Consider the following 14,896-nt stretch of genomic DNA (forward strand, 5'->3'; position numbering starts at 1 on the left):
GATCAGCCGTCGGTGCGGGCGAGCGCCGTGGCGATCAGGGCGCACGTCTCCGGCACGCCGTAGATCGCCGCGAACGAGCCGAACCTCGGCCCGCGTTCCTGGCCGAGCAGCAGCTGGTAGAGCGTCGCGAACCAGGCGAGCGAGACCCCCGGCCGTCCGTCCGGCCCGGGCTTCGCCGTATCCGGGAAGACGGCGCGGCCGACCTCGTAGACCGCCGCCTGGATCGCCTCCGCGTCGGCGCCCGCCGGCAGGGCGGCGAGGGCCGCATCGAGCGCGGTCAGTGCCTGCCGCTCCGTTTCGTCCGGCACGCGGAAGCGCTTCGTCGGCGCGACGCGGTCGTGGAAGTAGCGGATGGCGTAGCCGACCAGGCGGTCGAGCTCCGGGTGGTTCTCCGGCGACAGGCTCGCGTCCTGGCGCTTCAGGAAGCCCCACAGCACGGCGCGGTCGTCGGCGTTCGAGGCGCTGGCGAGGTTCAGCAGCAACGAGAACGACACCGGCAGGTCGAGGGTCGGCGGCGTGCCGGTATGGATGTGCCAGACCGGGTTCTCGAGCTGCTGCGCCGGGCTCTCCTGATGGTACTTGGCCAGGAACGTGTAGTAGTCGTCGACATTGCGCGGGATGACGTCGAAGAACAGCTTCTTGCCCGACCGCGGCTTCTGGAACATGAACAGCGACAGGCTCTCCGGAGAGGCATAGGCCAGCCAGTCGTCGATGGTGAGCCCGTTGCCCTTCGACTTCGAGATCTTCTCGCCGTTCTCGTCGAGGAAGAGCTCGTAGTTGAAGCCCTCGGGCGGCGGGGCGCCGAGCGCCGCGCAGATCCGCGCCGACAGCTTCACCGAATCGATCAGGTCCTTGCCGGCCATCTCGTAGTCGACGCCGAGCGCCGCCCAGCGCATCGCCCAGTCGGGCTTCCACTGCAGCTTGCAGTGGCCGCCGGTGACCGGCACCTCAACGAGCGCGCCGGTATCGGGATCGCGGTAGACGATCGTCCCCGCCTCCACCTTGCGCTCGACCAGCGGCACCTGCAGCACCGCGCCCGTCGTCGGCGAGATCGGCAGGAAGGGCGAGTAGCTCGCCTGCCGTTCCGCCCTGAGCGACGGCAGCATGATCGCCATCACCTCGTCGTAGGCGGCGAGCACCTTGAGCAGCGTCGCGTCGAAGCGGCCGGAGCGATAGTAATCGGTCGCGCTGGCGAACTCGTATTCGAAGCCGAAGGCGTCGAGGAACGAGCGCAGGCGCGCGTTGTTGTGGGCGCCGAAGCTCGCGTGCTCGCCGAACGGGTCCGGCACCTCGGTGAGCGGCTTGCCGAGGAAGCCCGCCAGCATCTCCCGGTTCGGCACGTTGTCCGGCACCTTGCGCAGGCCGTCCATGTCGTCGGAGAAGCAAAGCAGCCGCGTCGGGATGCGGTCTTGCGTGAGCACGCGGAAGGCGTGGCGCACCATCGTCGTGCGCGCCACCTCGCCGAAGGTGCCGATGTGCGGCAGGCCCGAGGGGCCGTAGCCGGTCTCGAACAGCACCGTGCCGCCGCCACCGCGTTTCTCCACCCGCGCGACGAGCTTCTTCGCCTCCTCGAACGGCCAGGCGCGGGCCGTTGTGGCGAGGTCGGAAAGGGCTGCGGCGGCGGTGGTCGGCACGGAGGACGACATCGGATGAAGGGCTCCGGTTGCGGGTAGGCGCCCGTGGGCGCGGGCGACGTGTAGCCGGGAAAGCGGGGGATGGCGAGGGTGGACGGCGTGGCGCGGGCCGACGGCGGGCCGGCTCAGCGGCCGGCGGCGCGGCGCACGGCGGCGAGGTCGACCGGGCGGTCCGGCAGGGTGATCTCGAAAACGGCGCCGGGCGGACCGCCGACGAGGGCGATGGTGCCGCCGTGGGCGCGCACGAGCTCGGCGGCGATGCAGAGGCCGAGGCCGGTGCCGCCGGCCCGGGTCGAGCCCTGGAAGGGCTGGAACATGTGCTCCCGCGCCCGCGCCGGCACGCCCGGACCGGTATCGACGACGGTGACGACGCTGACCGTTCCGACGCGCTCCGCCGAGATGGTGAGCCGCCGCACCAGGCTCGGCTCGCTGTCGCGCTCGAGCGCGTCGATGGCGTTGCGGACGAGGTTGAGCAGCACCCGGAAGAGCTGGTCGGGATCGGCGTCGACCTCGAGGTCGCGCGGCACCAGGAGCGAGAACTCGATGTTGGAATGCTGCGCGAGGCCGGTCACCTCGGCGACGTCCTCGACGAGGCCGCGCAGGCGGATCAGCCGGCGCTCGGGCGGCGCCTCCTTGACGGCGCCGTAGGAGAGCACCGTCTGGGTGTAGCCGACCGCCCGGTCGAGGGCGCGGACGATCTTCGGCGCGAGGCGCTGCACAGTCGGGTCGGGCAGGCCGGCGAGGCGGTCGGAGAACAGCTGCGCCGAGGCGAGCAGGTTGCGCAGGTCGTGGTTGATCTTCGAGACCGCGAGGCCGAGCTGCGCGAGGTGGCGCTGCTGATGCAGGGTGCGGCGCATCTCGTCCTGCATGCAGCGCAGGTGCCGCTCGGCGTCGCCCACCTCGTCGCGGCGGTCCGAGGGCACGATCAGCCGGTCGGCGTCGGAGGGGTCCTCGGCGAAGCGGTTCATGGCGAAGGCGAGCCGCTGCAGCGGCCGCACGGTGAGGCGGCGGAGGCTCCAGTAGACGAAGCAGGCCGTCACCAGCGAGATCACCAGCGAGATCACCAGCACGGAGCGCGAGTAGGCGAGCATCGCTTCGACGAGCTCGTCCTCCGGCGCCACCACCTCGATGAGATCGGCGGAGCCGGCGAGGCGGCCGGTGACGCGCAGGATGCGGCCACTGCCGAACAGCAGGCTGTCGAAGGCGTCGAGCACGGCGCCGGTGGCGGTGATGTGGTCGAGGTCGGCGTGGACGTCGACGGGCCGCGGGACGGCGTCGCGCGTCAGCATCAGCCGCCGGCGGCCGTCCTTGAGGGCGATGGCGATGGCGCCGGTGGAGGTGAGCAGCCGCTCCTCGAGCGCAGCCGGAAGCCGCTCGGTGGAGGCGAGCGCCAGCGCGGCGACGCCGGCGGTGGCGTGGATGTCGCGCAGCCAGGTGATCCGGTAGTTGGCGATCGAGGGGACGTAGACGAGCACCTGCGCGATCATCACGAACAGCGCGGTGAGAACGACGAGCTTGCCGGAAAGGCCGACGTTCAGGCGCGGGCGTCCATCGCCAGCTCCCGATGCCGCCCCGCCGTCCCCCGTCATCACTCCGTCCCCGCCAGCGCGCGGCACCTTTCCACGCCGATCCCCGCGTGCCGTGGTCCGACCATAGCACGAAGCCAGAGGATTGAGATGTTGCCGCACTGCGACACGGCGCAATTTGCGACGCCGCTTTTCATCCCGGCGCGGTCACCGACAAGGCCGCGATTGACAACCGCCCGGTGCCCCCGTATCTCAACCGCCGTTGCCCAGGTGGCGGAATTGGTAGACGCGCTGGTTTCAGGTACCAGTGGTGCAAGCCGTGGAGGTTCGAGTCCTCTCCTGGGCACCATCGACCCCTCTCGGGGGGCTCGGTGGGAGCCGCAAGCAGCTGATATTTGAGGGTTGTTCCCCGGCGACGCTGGCTCTGCCCGTCCCGGCTTGCCCCCTTGAAGCTCCCAACTGCGTTGGCACGCATGTTTGCATCCGTGCCGCCACGCGGCGGTGATCCCAACACGGGTTGCCCATGCCGATCTCACGATCCGCTCTGCCAAAGCCACGAGCAAACCGGTGACGATTTCCGACGGCGGCGGACTTCAGCTCCGCGTCGGGTGATCCCGCCGCGTCGGCAAGCGATCTGTCTTTGGCGCTTCCAGAAAGCGCAGGTCAGCGGCCCGGTCCGTTCCGCATGTCAGCGGACGATTCTCAAGGCGGGAGCGCGGTCCTTCAGGAAGCCCGGCACGTCGTCCGCTTTCATGGGTTTGGCGTAGAAGTAGCCTTGGCCGAAATCGCAGCCGCTCGAGAGGAGAAAGTCGGCCTCGGAGGGCTCCTCTATGCCCTCGGCAGTGGTGGCGATCCCAAGGCTGCGGCTCAGCGCCAGGATCCCGGAGATCAGCTTCGTCGAGTTCTCGTCGGTGGTCATGGACCGAACGAAGGACTTGTCGATCTTCAGCTTGGTTACCGGGAACATGCGCAAATTGTGAAGGCTGGAGTAGCCGGTGCCGAAATCGTCGAGCGCGATGTCGATGCCCGCGGCCCGCAGGCGCGTCAGGATCGCGCTGGCGGCCTTGTCGTCATCCACCAGCGCGGTCTCCGTGATCTCGATCTCCAGCCGCTTGGGCAGGAAATCGAGGGTCCTCAGCATGCTCAGAAGCTGATCGGGCAGCGCGACATCCTTGAGCTGAACCGGGGACAGATTGACGGAGATCTTGATCTTGTCGGGCCATTGGGCCGCATCACGGCAGGCCTGTCTCAGGATGGACTGGGTCAGCTGACCGATGAGGCCGGTCTCCTCGGCGAGGGAGATGAAGACCTCCGGGGAGATGAAGCCCCGGGAGGGATGGTTCCAGCGGGCCAGCACCTCGAAGCCCGCCACCGTGCCGTCCTTGAGGCGTATCAGCGGCTGGTAGTGCGGAACGATCGCATTCGCGGCAATGGCACTCTGCAGGTCGCGCTGCAGCCGCCGCGACTGCCTCTGCTCCACGTCCATCGCCGGCTCGAAGAAACGAAAGCTGCCGCCACTGCGCTTGGCACGGTAGAGCGCGGCTTCCGCCGAGCGCATCACCTCGCCCTCATCGGTGCCGTTCTCCGGCGTCACGGCGATGCCGATGGCGGCGCCAAGGCGCAGGTCCAGGTCGTCGACCTGATAGTGCGCGGAGAGCTGGGAGATGATCTGCTGGGCCAGTTTTCCAAGTGCCGCCAGCGCGTTCGGGCGCGGCAGGAAGACCGCGAACTCCTCCCCGCCAACGCGCGACGCGATGGCGTCGGGCGGCAGCGGGCGCTTGATGCGGCTGGCAATCTCGAGCAGCAGCCTGTCGCCCATATGGAGACCGTGCAGATCGGTTACGGCCTTGAACCGCTCGATATCGATGAGCAGCACGGCGTAGCCGCCCGTCCCCGTCGCCACGGCGAGGCGGTTGCGCATATGGTCGCGCAGCATGCGGCGGCTGGGAAGCCCGGTCAGCGGGTCGTAACGGGCGAGTGCGTCGGCCTCCTCGCGGGCCTTGATGACGTCGATCCGCGCCCGGTCCAGGCGGCGCATGGCGCGGAACAGCAGCAGGGCCGGCCCCAGCTGGCTCAAGGCGGCGAACGCCACGGCGGTGATGATGAAGCGCCAGCGCCCGGGATCGTCGAAACCGGCACTGGTGGCGATGCCGAGCTGCGGGAGCACCTCGTCCCGGAGCGAGAACTCCCACCACGTGGACATGAGGCCCATGATCGCCAGCATGGCGGCGAAGGAGAGCAGCGCCGACAACGGCGTGACGAGAGGACGTGGACGGTTACTGCTCACGGCGTCCTCCCTCCTTCGATCTGGCCTGTCGGATCCGCATCCTGTTCATATCACCAGATTCCGCCGGGCACGTAGCCAAGCCTGGAGCCGGGAACGGGCGACGCCGGGCCGCAAGGCCGGTGGGATCCATCGACCTGATATGGCGCTGCCGCGCAATCGCACCCGCATGACGCCCGGCCGTGGACGGCAGGCAGGGGCCGCGGGCCCGGCGGCGGCTTGGCGCCAGGCGCGGCGACCGGCTTCAGCCCCTCAAACCGTCGGGATCGTGCCGCCGTCGATGACGAACTCGGCGCCGGTGATGCTCGCCGCCCGGTCGGAGGCGAGGAAGGCGATGAGGTTCGCGACCTCGGCGGGCGTCGAGGGCCGGCCGAGCGGGATGCCACCGAGCGAGCGCATGATGACCTCCCGGCCTGCATCGAGGCTGACCCCGGCGTCGGCCGCGACCCGTTCGACCAGCCGGTCGGCCGCCTCGGTGGCGATCCAGCCCGGCGACACGCGCACCACCCGCACCCCGTTCGGCGAGACCTCCTTCGAGAGGCTCTTGCTGTAGGTGGAGAGCGCCGCCTTCGCCGCCGCGTAGGCCGTCGTCGCCTCCGGCAGCGGCAGGGTGGCCTGGATCGAGGTGACGTGGACGACGACGCCGCTGCCGCGCGACACCATGGCCGGCAGCAGCGCACGGTCGAGCCGCACCGCGGGCATGAGATTGAGATCGAGCTCCCGCGCCCATTCGGCATCGCCCAGCGCGGCGAAGCCGCCGGCCGGGGCCGACGAGCCGCCCAGGATGTGGACGAGGATGTCGAGGTCGCCGAGCCGCTCGCGCGCGGCGGCGGCGAGACTTTCGCAGCCCTCGGCGGTGGTGAGGTCGGCGGCGACGAAGAGGTCGTCGGCCACATCGGCCGGCCGCGACCGGGCCGACGTCAGCACGCGCGCGCCGAGGTCGCGCAGGAGCGCGACGGTCGCAGCACCAGCACCGCGGGTGCCCGAGGTGACGAGCGCGGTCTTGCCGTCGAGTTGGAGGAAGCCGGTCATGCGCCGATCTCCAGGCCGGTGATCAGGCCGTCCTCGACCCGGAAGGCGAAGGTGAGATCGGCGGGGCTGCCGGGAAAGTCGCCGGTGACGCGGGCGCGGACGAGGGCGCGGCCGTGGTCCTCGGTGGCTTCGAGCGGCTCTGCGGTGTGCCGGTACTCGGCCTTGGCGGCCCGCCACCACGCCGCGATGGCGTCGTGGCCGACGTGGGTCCTGCCCTCGTCGCGGACGACGGCCTGCGGCGCGAAGGCGCCGAGGGGGGCGGCACCAGTGCTGTCGGCATCGGCGTCGAAGAAGGCTCGAATGGGGGCTGGCAAAATCATGGCGTTTCTCCTGGCTCAGTCTCTCGCTCCCCCGATTTAGCCTTCGACATCCATCACGATAAGCGCGACAAAGCGGGATGTATCATTGCGTATAGAGGGATAATCCCGAATGTACCGGCCCGGCCTCGCCGAGCTGGATGCCGTCGTCGCCATCGCCCGCGCAGGCTCGTTCCGCGGCGCGGCGCTCACGCTCGGCATGTCGACGACGGCGCTCAGCAACGCCGTGGCGAAGCTCGAAGCGAAGCTCGGCGTGCGGCTGTTCAACCGGACGACCCGCAGCGTCGCCCTGACCGACGCTGGCCGTGCCTTCGTCGAGCAGGTGGCGCCGGCCCTTCAGGACATCCATGGCGCCATGGACGCCGTCCGCTCCCACCAGGCGACGCCGTCGGGCACGCTGCGCATCAACGCGTTTGCCGCCGGCGGGCGGGAGATCATCTCGCCGCTCGTCGTCACGTTCCTGCGCCGGCATCCGACCGTGCATGTCGACCTCGTGACCGAAGGCCGCCTGGTTGACATCGTCGCCGATGGCTTCGATCTCGGCGTGCGCCGGGCGGACCTCGTGCCCGCCGACATGATCGCCGTGCCGCTCGGGCGGCCGCAGCGCTACGCCGTCGTCGCCTCTCCGGACTATCTCCGACGACAGGGCGCACCGGTCACGCCCGCCGATCTCATGGCCCATCCGTGCATTCGCGTCCGGCTGCCGAACGGGGCGCTGCTCCGGTGGCATTTCGAGAAGAGCGGGGAGACGGTGCAGGTCGACGTGACCGGCCCCATCACGCTGGACGAGGCTAGCCTGGCGCGTGCCGTCGTTCTCGACGGCCTCTGCATCGGGCTCTTCCTCGAGCAGAACGTCCGGGACGACATCGCCGAGGGACGGCTCGTCCGCGTCCTCGATGACTGGACGCCGCCGTTCGCGGACCTCTGCCTTTACTACCCCGGCCGCCGCAATCCGTCGGCCGCCCTGAAGGCCTTCATCGGGCTTGCCCGCGAGCTCGGCCGGAAGGCGAAGTCCTGACGGCCGGGGCGGGACTGATAGGTGGGTCCGCGGGGGGAACGTCCCCCCGCGGGAGGCGCGCCCCCGCCAGTGGCGGAGGCGCACGGTCGGCGGCCCTGTCAGAGGCCGTGCGTGCTGCGGACCATCGCCGCCGCCCGCTCGCCGATGATCGCGCACGGTGCCTGGGTGTTGCCCGTGGCGACGCGCGGCATGATCGAGCCGTCGGCGATGCGCAGGCCCTCGATGCCGTAGACGCGCAGCGCCCCGTCGACGACCGACATCTCGTCCCGCCCCATCTTGGCGGTGCCGCACTGGTGCCAGTAGGTCACCGCGGCGTCGCGGATGAACCACTCGAGCGTCGCGCCCTTGAGGTTGCCCGGCATCGCCTCGCCGCGGACGAGCGGCCGGAACGCCTGGGCGTTGCCGAGCTCGCGGCAGAGCTCGACGCAGGCGATGGCGGTCCGCATGTCGACGGGCTCCGACAACATGTTGGCGTCGATGGCGAGCGGCGCCAGCGGGTCGGTGCCCGTCAGGCGCAGCCGGCCGCGGCTCGCGGGCTGGGCGAGACCCGCAAACATCGTCCAGCCGTGCTCCGGCACGCCGCGCGCCGCCGTGCGGTCGCTCGGGACGGGGAACTCGACCTGGCAGAACAGCAGGTCGGGCGCCTCGAGGTCGGCCCGGCTCTTCCAGTAGAGCGTCGCCTCGCTGCCCGAGTTGCGCGGCGCCAGCGGCTCCGCATACTCCCAGATGCAGCCGAAGGAGACGTGGTCCTGCAGGTTCCGCCCGACGCCGGGCAGGTGCTGCAGGACGGGGATGCCGACGCGGCCGAGCTCGGCCTCGTCGCCGATGCCGGAATGCATCAGCACCTTCGGGGTCTGCATCGCGCCCATCGACAGCACGACCTCGCAGCGCGCGCCGATCGCCAGCACCTCACCCTTGCGGACGACCTCGACACCGGTCGCCCGGTGACCCTCGAAGACGACGCGGCGCACCAGCGTGTCGGTCAGCACCGTCAGGTTCGGCCGGTCGAGCACGGGCCGGACATAGGCGCGGTAGAGCGAGTGGCGACGGCCGTCGCGGACCAGCATGTCGGTGATCGCCGCCCCGCCCGGTCCTTCCATCATCCGGCCGTTCGGATGGTCGAAGGTCGGGATGCCGAGCTCGCGGGCGGCGTCGAGCATCGCATGCGCGACCGGGCTCGGATCGGCCGCCGGCTGCACCCAGACCGGGCCATTGATGCCGCGATAATGCGGATCGGGTGCGCCCTGCCAGTTCTCGATGCGGCGGTAGATGTCGAGGACGGCATCGTAGCCCCAGGCCGCGTCGCCGGCTTCCGCGGCGTAGAAGTCCCAGTCGCGGCGGTGGCCGCGCGCCCACACCATGACGTTGATGCTGGAGCCGCCGCCGAGACCCTTGCCCATCGACATCGGCAGCGCGCGGCCGTTGAGATGCGGGTTCGGCTGGGCGTGGAAGCCCCAGTCGCGGCTGCTGCCGAGATTGGCCGGCCACTGCGTCGGATCGAGCACGCTCTCGGCCTCGTCGCTGCCACCGGCTTCGATCAGCAGCACCTGGACGGCCGGGTTCTCCGACAGCCGCGCGGCGACCACCGAGCCGGCCGCGCCGGCGCCGCAGACGATGAAGTCGTACTGGGCCTGAAGGCCGGCGGCGGGCCGCTGCTGGCCTTCGCCGGCGCGCCGACGGGCGTCGGCCTCATCGGGGGATGTGAACTCACGGGTCATCTGAAACGTCCTTCTCGCAATCGGCTCCGGCCGCACCGGGTCGGTCCCGGCCTGCCTGTGCAGAGCGGGTCGGGTGGGTCCGACGATCGGGTTGCGGGAGCGCGGGTTGCCGGCCCGGCGAGCGGGTCGGCGGTCGTGCTGCCGGCGGGGCTGCCCGCCGGTGTTGCCAAGTCCGGCAGGAGCCGGACCCTCAGCAGCTCGGTGTCAGGCCGGAGCCGGACCTTCGGTGGCTCGGTGTTCGGCTAGAGCCGGACCATCACTGGCCGGCGCTGCGGGCGGCGCGGTCGATCACGTCGGCCACGGCTTCCGGCTGGGTCAGGAAGACGACGTGGCTGCCCTCGATCTCGTAGGTCGCGGCGCCGATGCGCTCCGCCGTGGCGCGCAGGAGCTTCGGGTCGATGGCGCCGTCCTCCGTCGCCACCACGAACCAGCTCGGCTTCGTCCGCCACGCCGCCTGGGTGACCTTGGCGCCGAAGCTCTCCATGGCGATCGGCACCTGCGAGTCGCGCAGGAAGGCGGCGTCGGCGTCGCTGGTGTCACCCGCAAAGCCCGCCTTGAACATCGGCCCGTTGATGAAGCCGAAGCCGTCGGCCTGCGGCTCGATGATGAACTCCGGCGGCGGCGGGATCTCGGCGAGCTGGTCGCCGGTCGACTGGCCGACGTCGGGCGCGAACGCCGCGACATAGACGAGGCCGGCAACCTTCGGGTGGGTGCCTGTCTCCGTGATCACGGTGCCGCCGTAGGAGTGGCCGACGAGGATGGTCGGGCCGTCCTGGCGCTCGAGCACCCGCCGCGTCGCGGCGACGTCGTCGGCGAAGGAGGTGAGCGGGTTCTGGACGACGCTCACCCGGTAACCCTTCGCGGTGAGGACGTCGTAGACGCCGCGCCATCCCGAGCCGTCGGCGAAGGCGCCGTGCACCAGCACGACATTGTTGGCGCGCCCGGGCTGTCCGGTGGCACCGGTGTCCTGCGCGGAGGCGGCGGTGGCGAAAGCCGTCGCGGCGAGGGCGGCGGCGGCGAGGGTGCGAAGGCTCTTGGACATCGTCATGGCTCCTCGGTCGATGGGAACGCCGGTGGCGTTCCGCGGGGGTGGGACGATCGGCGACCGGAGCGGGCGTCTGAAGCGCTCGCCTGGTGACGGGTCGCCGGTAGTTCGATAGCGCGATATTTATTATCGCGATATATGAACTAGCGGACCACGCGAGGCTTGTCGAGAGGAAAGTTATCGCGATATGTATTTCGTCGCCGCGACGGGCGGCGCCATGCCGGCGAGCTCCGGCTTTTGGGCTCCGGGCCCTGGGACCTGCGATGGACGATGAACGGACGGGGCCGCTGCCCCTCGATGACCAGCTCTGCTACGCCGTCTACTCGGCCGGCATGGCGATCCAGCGCACCTACAAGCCGCTGCTCGACGAGCTCGGCGTCACCTACCCGCAGTACCTCGTGCTCAACGTGCTGTGGCGGGAGGACAAGCAGACCGTCGGCGGCATCGCCGAGGAACTAGCGCTCGAATCGAGCACGCTGACGCCTCTCCTGAAGCGCCTCGAGACGGCCGGGCTGGTGCGGCGGACGCGCAACCCCGACGATGAGCGCCAGGTGATCATTGCCCTCACCACCGAGGGCCGCGCGCTGCGGGCCAGGGGCGGCTGCCTCGCCGACGCGCTGCTGGCGGCGTCCGGCATGTCCGCCGCGGAGCTTGGCGAGATCAACCGGCGGCTGAAGCGGCTCCGAGACGCTCTCGCCCTTCAGGCAGGATGATAAAAAGTCCGCGGCAGGCCAGATGGCACGGCGAGCTATTTCCGGACAACGGTGCTTATCCCGGCCAGCAGGACCTCCCCCGCCTTCCAGTTTGATCGCATTGACCGCGGCCACTTCACCTTGAAGAACAACGACGACGCGATCATGCCGTTGATCGGGACCTTTCCCGATCGGACGCTTGCAGGACACTAATCGCGCTCCAGTGGACGTTCGTCGACTTCAGCCCGGCGTCGGGCTCAGCCCCCGATGCCTGGTTATCAGGAGTCACTTTGTGACCGATCTTCGTTCGCGTCAGGCAAGGTATTCACCAATATATCGGAACCTTTTTGTCTCCTGATCGTTGTTATACAACGTTGGCTGGTGTTCCACGCGCGTTTGTCGATGCGGGTTCGAATATTATTACAGCGCATCCCGGCTCGCCGATCGGAACAATTCATGAATAGTCTCAGGATATCAGTGGCTCTGGCGTTCGTGTTCGCACTCGGAGCCACTCCGGCCTTTGCCACGTGCAACATTTCGGATGCACAGCTCGAAGAGGCGGTCCTCGAGAACCCTGTGCTGCGCGACCCGCAGAACCGCCACCTCGTCCGCGATCTGCGGACCCTGCGCGACGCCGCCTTCCTGCTCTGGTCCTACGGCCTGCACGACGACTGCGAGCGGGTGCTCGGCAACATCCGGCAGCTCATCGCCGCCCCGGCCATGGGACAGCTCGGCGGCAACGATGAGGACGAGGCGAACGAACAGCTCGCCGCCGGCGAACCCCAGACGCGACAGGGGGGCGAGATCCTCGGCAACCGCGACGCGCCCGGCGCCCGTCCGCTGATCGACATCAACGAGCTCGGCCCCGGCCTTCGTGTCGACGAGATCGTCGGCTCGGAGGTCCGCAGCGCCGACGACAAGATCGTCGGCGAAGTCCGCAACGTCATCATCGGCACCCGGGACCGCTGGGACTACGTCATCATCGCCTCGGGCGGGTTCTTCATTCCGGGCAAGGACAGCATCGTCGTGCCGCTGCGCTACCTGCAGGTCAACGAGGAGCGCAACAGCTTCTTCCTGCGCATCCCGAGCGCCGAGGTGAAGACCGTGCCGCTGATGCCGGACCAGGACTATCTGTGGCTGGCGGACGAGACGTGGCGGGCGACCAACGACGCCATCTTCCAGAGCCTCATTCCCGACCCCGTCCCGACGGCACCGGCTACTGCCACCCCGGCGGCCCAGTAGAGATCGTCGCGGATTGCTTGCCGGTCGCTGTTGCGCCGAGCAATCGCGAACGCGGCGGGGTGACGGCAGGGCGCCGGGATGCGATGAGACAGAGGGAGGCGCGTGCCGCCTCTGCTCATCTCACCGGATACCCCCGCCATGACCGAGACGCTCAGCGCCCTTTCCGCAGCCCTCGCGGCCGGCCGCACCACCGCCCAGGCGCTCAGCGAGGCGGCGGTGGCCCGCGCCCGCGATCCCGACGGCGAAGGCGCCCGCGTCTTCATCGCCCACGCCGGCGACAGGGCGATCGCCGCCGCTCGCGCCTCCGACGCGCTCCGGGCCGCCGGGGCGGCGCGCTCGCCGCTGGAAGGGCTGCCCATCTCGGTGAAGGATCTGTTCGACATCGCCGGCGAGACGACGCGGGCGGGCAGCGTCGTGCTGGCCGAGGCGCCGCCGGCGCAGCGGCACGCCACTATCGTCACCCGCCTGCTGGCCGCCGGCGCGGTGCTGGTCGGGCGCACCAACATGACCGAGTTTGCCTACTCCGGCCTTGGCCTCAACCCGCACTACGGCACACCGCGGAACCCCTACGACCGCGCTACCGGCCGCATTCCCGGCGGGTCCTCGTCCGGAGCGGCCATCTCGGTCACCGACGGCATGGCGGCCGCCGCCATCGGCACCGACACCGGCGGCTCCGTGCGCATCCCGGCGGCGCTCTGCGGTCTCGCCGGCTTCAAGCCGACGGCGCGGCGGGTGCCGGCGCGCGGCACGCTGCCGCTGTCGACCAGCCTCGATTCGATCGGCCCGCTGGCGCCGAGCGTGGCGTGCTGCGCGCTGCTCGACGCCGTGCTCGCCGGCGAGGACGCCGACGTGCCGGTGCCGGCGGAGCTGCGCGGCCTCAGGCTCGCCGTGCCGACGACCCTGGTGCTGGAGGGGGTCGACGAGACGGTGGCGAGCGCCTTCCAGGCGGCCTTGTCGGCACTGTCGGCGGCGGGGGCGGTGGTGACCGAGATCGCCGTACCGGAGTTCGCCGCCCTCGCCGCGATCAACGCCAAGGGTGGCCTTCCGGGGGCGGAGGCGTGGGCGTATCACCGGGCGCTGATCGCCCGCGACGGCGACCGCTACGACCCTCGCGTGCGCCTGCGCATCGAGCGCGGCATGGCGATGTCGGCGGCCGACTATGTCGACGTACTGCATGCGCGCACGGCCTGGATCGCCGCCGTGGAGGCGCGGATCGCGCCGTTCGACGCACTGGTGCTGCCGACGGTGCCGGTGGTGGCGCCGCTGATCGCGCCGCTCGTCGCCGACGATGCCCTCTATGGCGCGGCGAATGTCCTGATCCTGCGCAACCCGACCCTGATCAACTTCCTCGACGGCTGCGCCCTGTCGGTGCCCTGCCACGCGCCCGGAACGGCGCCGGTCGGACTGATGATCGCCGGCGCCGGCGGCAGCGACCGGCGCATCCTGTCGATCGGCATGGCGGTGGAAGCGGCGCTCGCAGCGACGCGGTAGCGGCAGTCCGGCCGAACCCGGGCCTCAGTTTCGAGCGTCGGCGGCGAAGGCGGTGGCGCTGAGGCCGATGCGGCCGAGGCCGGGCAGCTTCAGGGCGGGCCGGCGCAGGTCGAGGCCGACGACGCTGCCGAGCACGACGATCTCGATGCCCTCCAGCCAGCCGACATTGAGGCCGGCATAGCCGCCGAGGCGGAGCTTCGCCCCGGTGCCGCCCGCCGCCGGCACTAGCCAGCGGCCGTCGTGGGGGAAGTCCTTGCCGATCGCCGTCGGCGGCAGCGTCGCCTCGATCTCGGGCACGGCGTCGAGAACCGCGGCGACGAAGGTGTTGGAGTTCGGCCCCGGCCAGGCGCGGTAGTCGCCGAGCGTGCGGTGGGCATAGCCGTCGATGGCGGCGCGGATCTGTGGGATCAACCGCTCGGCCGCCGGCCCGTCGGCGGCGAAGACGAGCTCCGGCGTCTGGCCGAACCAGCGACCGTCGGCGACGAAGCCGTTGCGGCGGATCGGCTCGCCCCAGGCGGTGTAGTCCCAGCGCTCGTAGGCGTCCGCCCCGGCGTCCTTGACGACGATCCAGCTGTGGACGGCGAAGATGCCGCGCCAGCGCACGGTGCGGGCGGCGAACACCCGCACCACCGCCTCGGGCTTGGCCTCCGCCGGCGGCAGCAGCCCGGCGCTCGAGCGATCGGCGGCACGCCAGTCGGCCGGCCCGTCACCGAAGGCGTAGAGCGCCGCGGACACCGCAACGGGCGCGGCGACGAGCAGGACGAGGGCGCCCGCGAGGGCCTTCAGGATCATCGACATCGCCGTGCAGAAAGCCGGTGATCGCGGCGAAATCGCGTCGCCGCCGCCCGCTGTCGGCTCATGCCTTGGGTGATCGTCGAAACCACCGGCGACCGCTTC

12 protein-coding genes and 1 tRNA gene are annotated in these 14,896 nt (G+C 70.5%); 5 read left to right on the forward strand and 8 right to left on the reverse strand.

The window, feature by feature from the left end:
• Window positions 1–2: 2 nt before the first annotated feature.
• On the reverse strand, window positions 3–1,646 hold the full coding sequence (locus tag RUR49_RS13800) for a lysine--tRNA ligase (protein ID WP_409146953.1): 1,644 nt from the start codon (window positions 1,644–1,646) through the stop codon (window positions 3–5).
• A 113-nt stretch (window positions 1,647–1,759) separates the two neighbouring features.
• Window positions 1,760–3,223 (reverse strand): ATP-binding protein, encoded by a 1,464-nt coding sequence (locus RUR49_RS13805; protein ID WP_409146954.1) that lies wholly within the window; start codon window positions 3,221–3,223, stop codon window positions 1,760–1,762.
• Between the two features lie 201 nt (window positions 3,224–3,424).
• Between RUR49_RS13805 and RUR49_RS13810 the strand changes: the two genes are divergently transcribed.
• Window positions 3,425–3,509 (forward strand) — tRNA-Leu (locus RUR49_RS13810).
• A 339-nt stretch (window positions 3,510–3,848) separates the two neighbouring features.
• Here RUR49_RS13810 and RUR49_RS13815 read toward each other — a convergent pair.
• The 3 genes from RUR49_RS13815 to RUR49_RS13825 form a co-directional block, all read right to left on the reverse strand.
• Window positions 3,849–5,447: a putative bifunctional diguanylate cyclase/phosphodiesterase gene (locus tag RUR49_RS13815; RefSeq protein WP_409146955.1), complete on the reverse strand. Its 1,599-nt coding sequence runs from the start codon at window positions 5,445–5,447 to the stop codon at window positions 3,849–3,851.
• A gap of 249 nt (window positions 5,448–5,696) precedes the next feature.
• Window positions 5,697–6,476: an SDR family oxidoreductase gene (locus tag RUR49_RS13820; protein ID WP_409146956.1), complete on the reverse strand. Its 780-nt coding sequence runs from the start codon at window positions 6,474–6,476 to the stop codon at window positions 5,697–5,699.
• Window positions 6,473–6,796 (reverse strand): nuclear transport factor 2 family protein, encoded by a 324-nt coding sequence (locus RUR49_RS13825; protein WP_409146957.1) that lies wholly within the window; start codon window positions 6,794–6,796, stop codon window positions 6,473–6,475. The genes RUR49_RS13820 and RUR49_RS13825 overlap by 4 nt, the downstream gene beginning before the upstream one ends.
• A 109-nt stretch (window positions 6,797–6,905) precedes the next feature.
• On the opposite strand from RUR49_RS13825, the gene RUR49_RS13830 reads away from it, so the two are divergent.
• Window positions 6,906–7,811 carry a LysR substrate-binding domain-containing protein gene (locus RUR49_RS13830; protein ID WP_409146958.1) on the forward strand — a complete coding sequence of 302 codons (906 nt, stop codon included), beginning with the start codon at window positions 6,906–6,908 and terminating at the stop codon, window positions 7,809–7,811.
• A 98-nt stretch (window positions 7,812–7,909) separates the two neighbouring features.
• Here RUR49_RS13830 and RUR49_RS13835 read toward each other — a convergent pair whose 3' ends face one another.
• Entirely contained in the window at window positions 7,910–9,529 is a 1,620-nt protein-coding gene (locus RUR49_RS13835) for a GMC family oxidoreductase (RefSeq protein WP_409146959.1), read from the reverse strand.
• Between the two features lie 256 nt (window positions 9,530–9,785).
• Window positions 9,786–10,571, reverse strand: coding sequence for an alpha/beta fold hydrolase (locus RUR49_RS13840; RefSeq protein WP_409146960.1), 786 nt, complete (start codon window positions 10,569–10,571; stop codon window positions 9,786–9,788).
• Window positions 10,572–10,837: 266 nt separating this feature from the next.
• Here RUR49_RS13840 and RUR49_RS13845 point away from each other — a divergent pair, with 266 nt between their 5' ends.
• From RUR49_RS13845 to RUR49_RS13855, 3 genes are all read left to right on the forward strand, one after another.
• On the forward strand, window positions 10,838–11,287 hold the full coding sequence (locus RUR49_RS13845) for a MarR family winged helix-turn-helix transcriptional regulator (protein WP_409146961.1): 450 nt from the start codon (window positions 10,838–10,840) through the stop codon (window positions 11,285–11,287).
• A 435-nt stretch (window positions 11,288–11,722) separates the two neighbouring features.
• Window positions 11,723–12,508, forward strand: a complete 786-nt coding sequence (locus RUR49_RS13850) for a PRC-barrel domain-containing protein (RefSeq protein WP_409146962.1) — start codon at window positions 11,723–11,725, stop codon at window positions 12,506–12,508.
• Window positions 12,509–12,646: 138 nt separating this feature from the next.
• Entirely contained in the window at window positions 12,647–13,999 is a 1,353-nt protein-coding gene (locus RUR49_RS13855) for an amidase (protein WP_409146963.1), read from the forward strand.
• Window positions 14,000–14,023: 24 nt separating this feature from the next.
• On the opposite strand, the gene RUR49_RS13860 is transcribed toward RUR49_RS13855, so the two are convergent.
• Window positions 14,024–14,791 carry a DUF3750 domain-containing protein gene (locus tag RUR49_RS13860; protein WP_409146964.1) on the reverse strand — a complete coding sequence of 256 codons (768 nt, stop codon included), beginning with the start codon at window positions 14,789–14,791 and terminating at the stop codon, window positions 14,024–14,026.
• Window positions 14,792–14,896 lie beyond the last annotated feature (105 nt).

Origin of the sequence: Pseudoxanthobacter sp. M-2 (assembly GCF_046156265.1) — a bacterium.
In the GTDB taxonomy this organism is placed as follows: Bacteria; Pseudomonadota; Alphaproteobacteria; order Rhizobiales; family Segnochrobactraceae; genus CAMDHY01.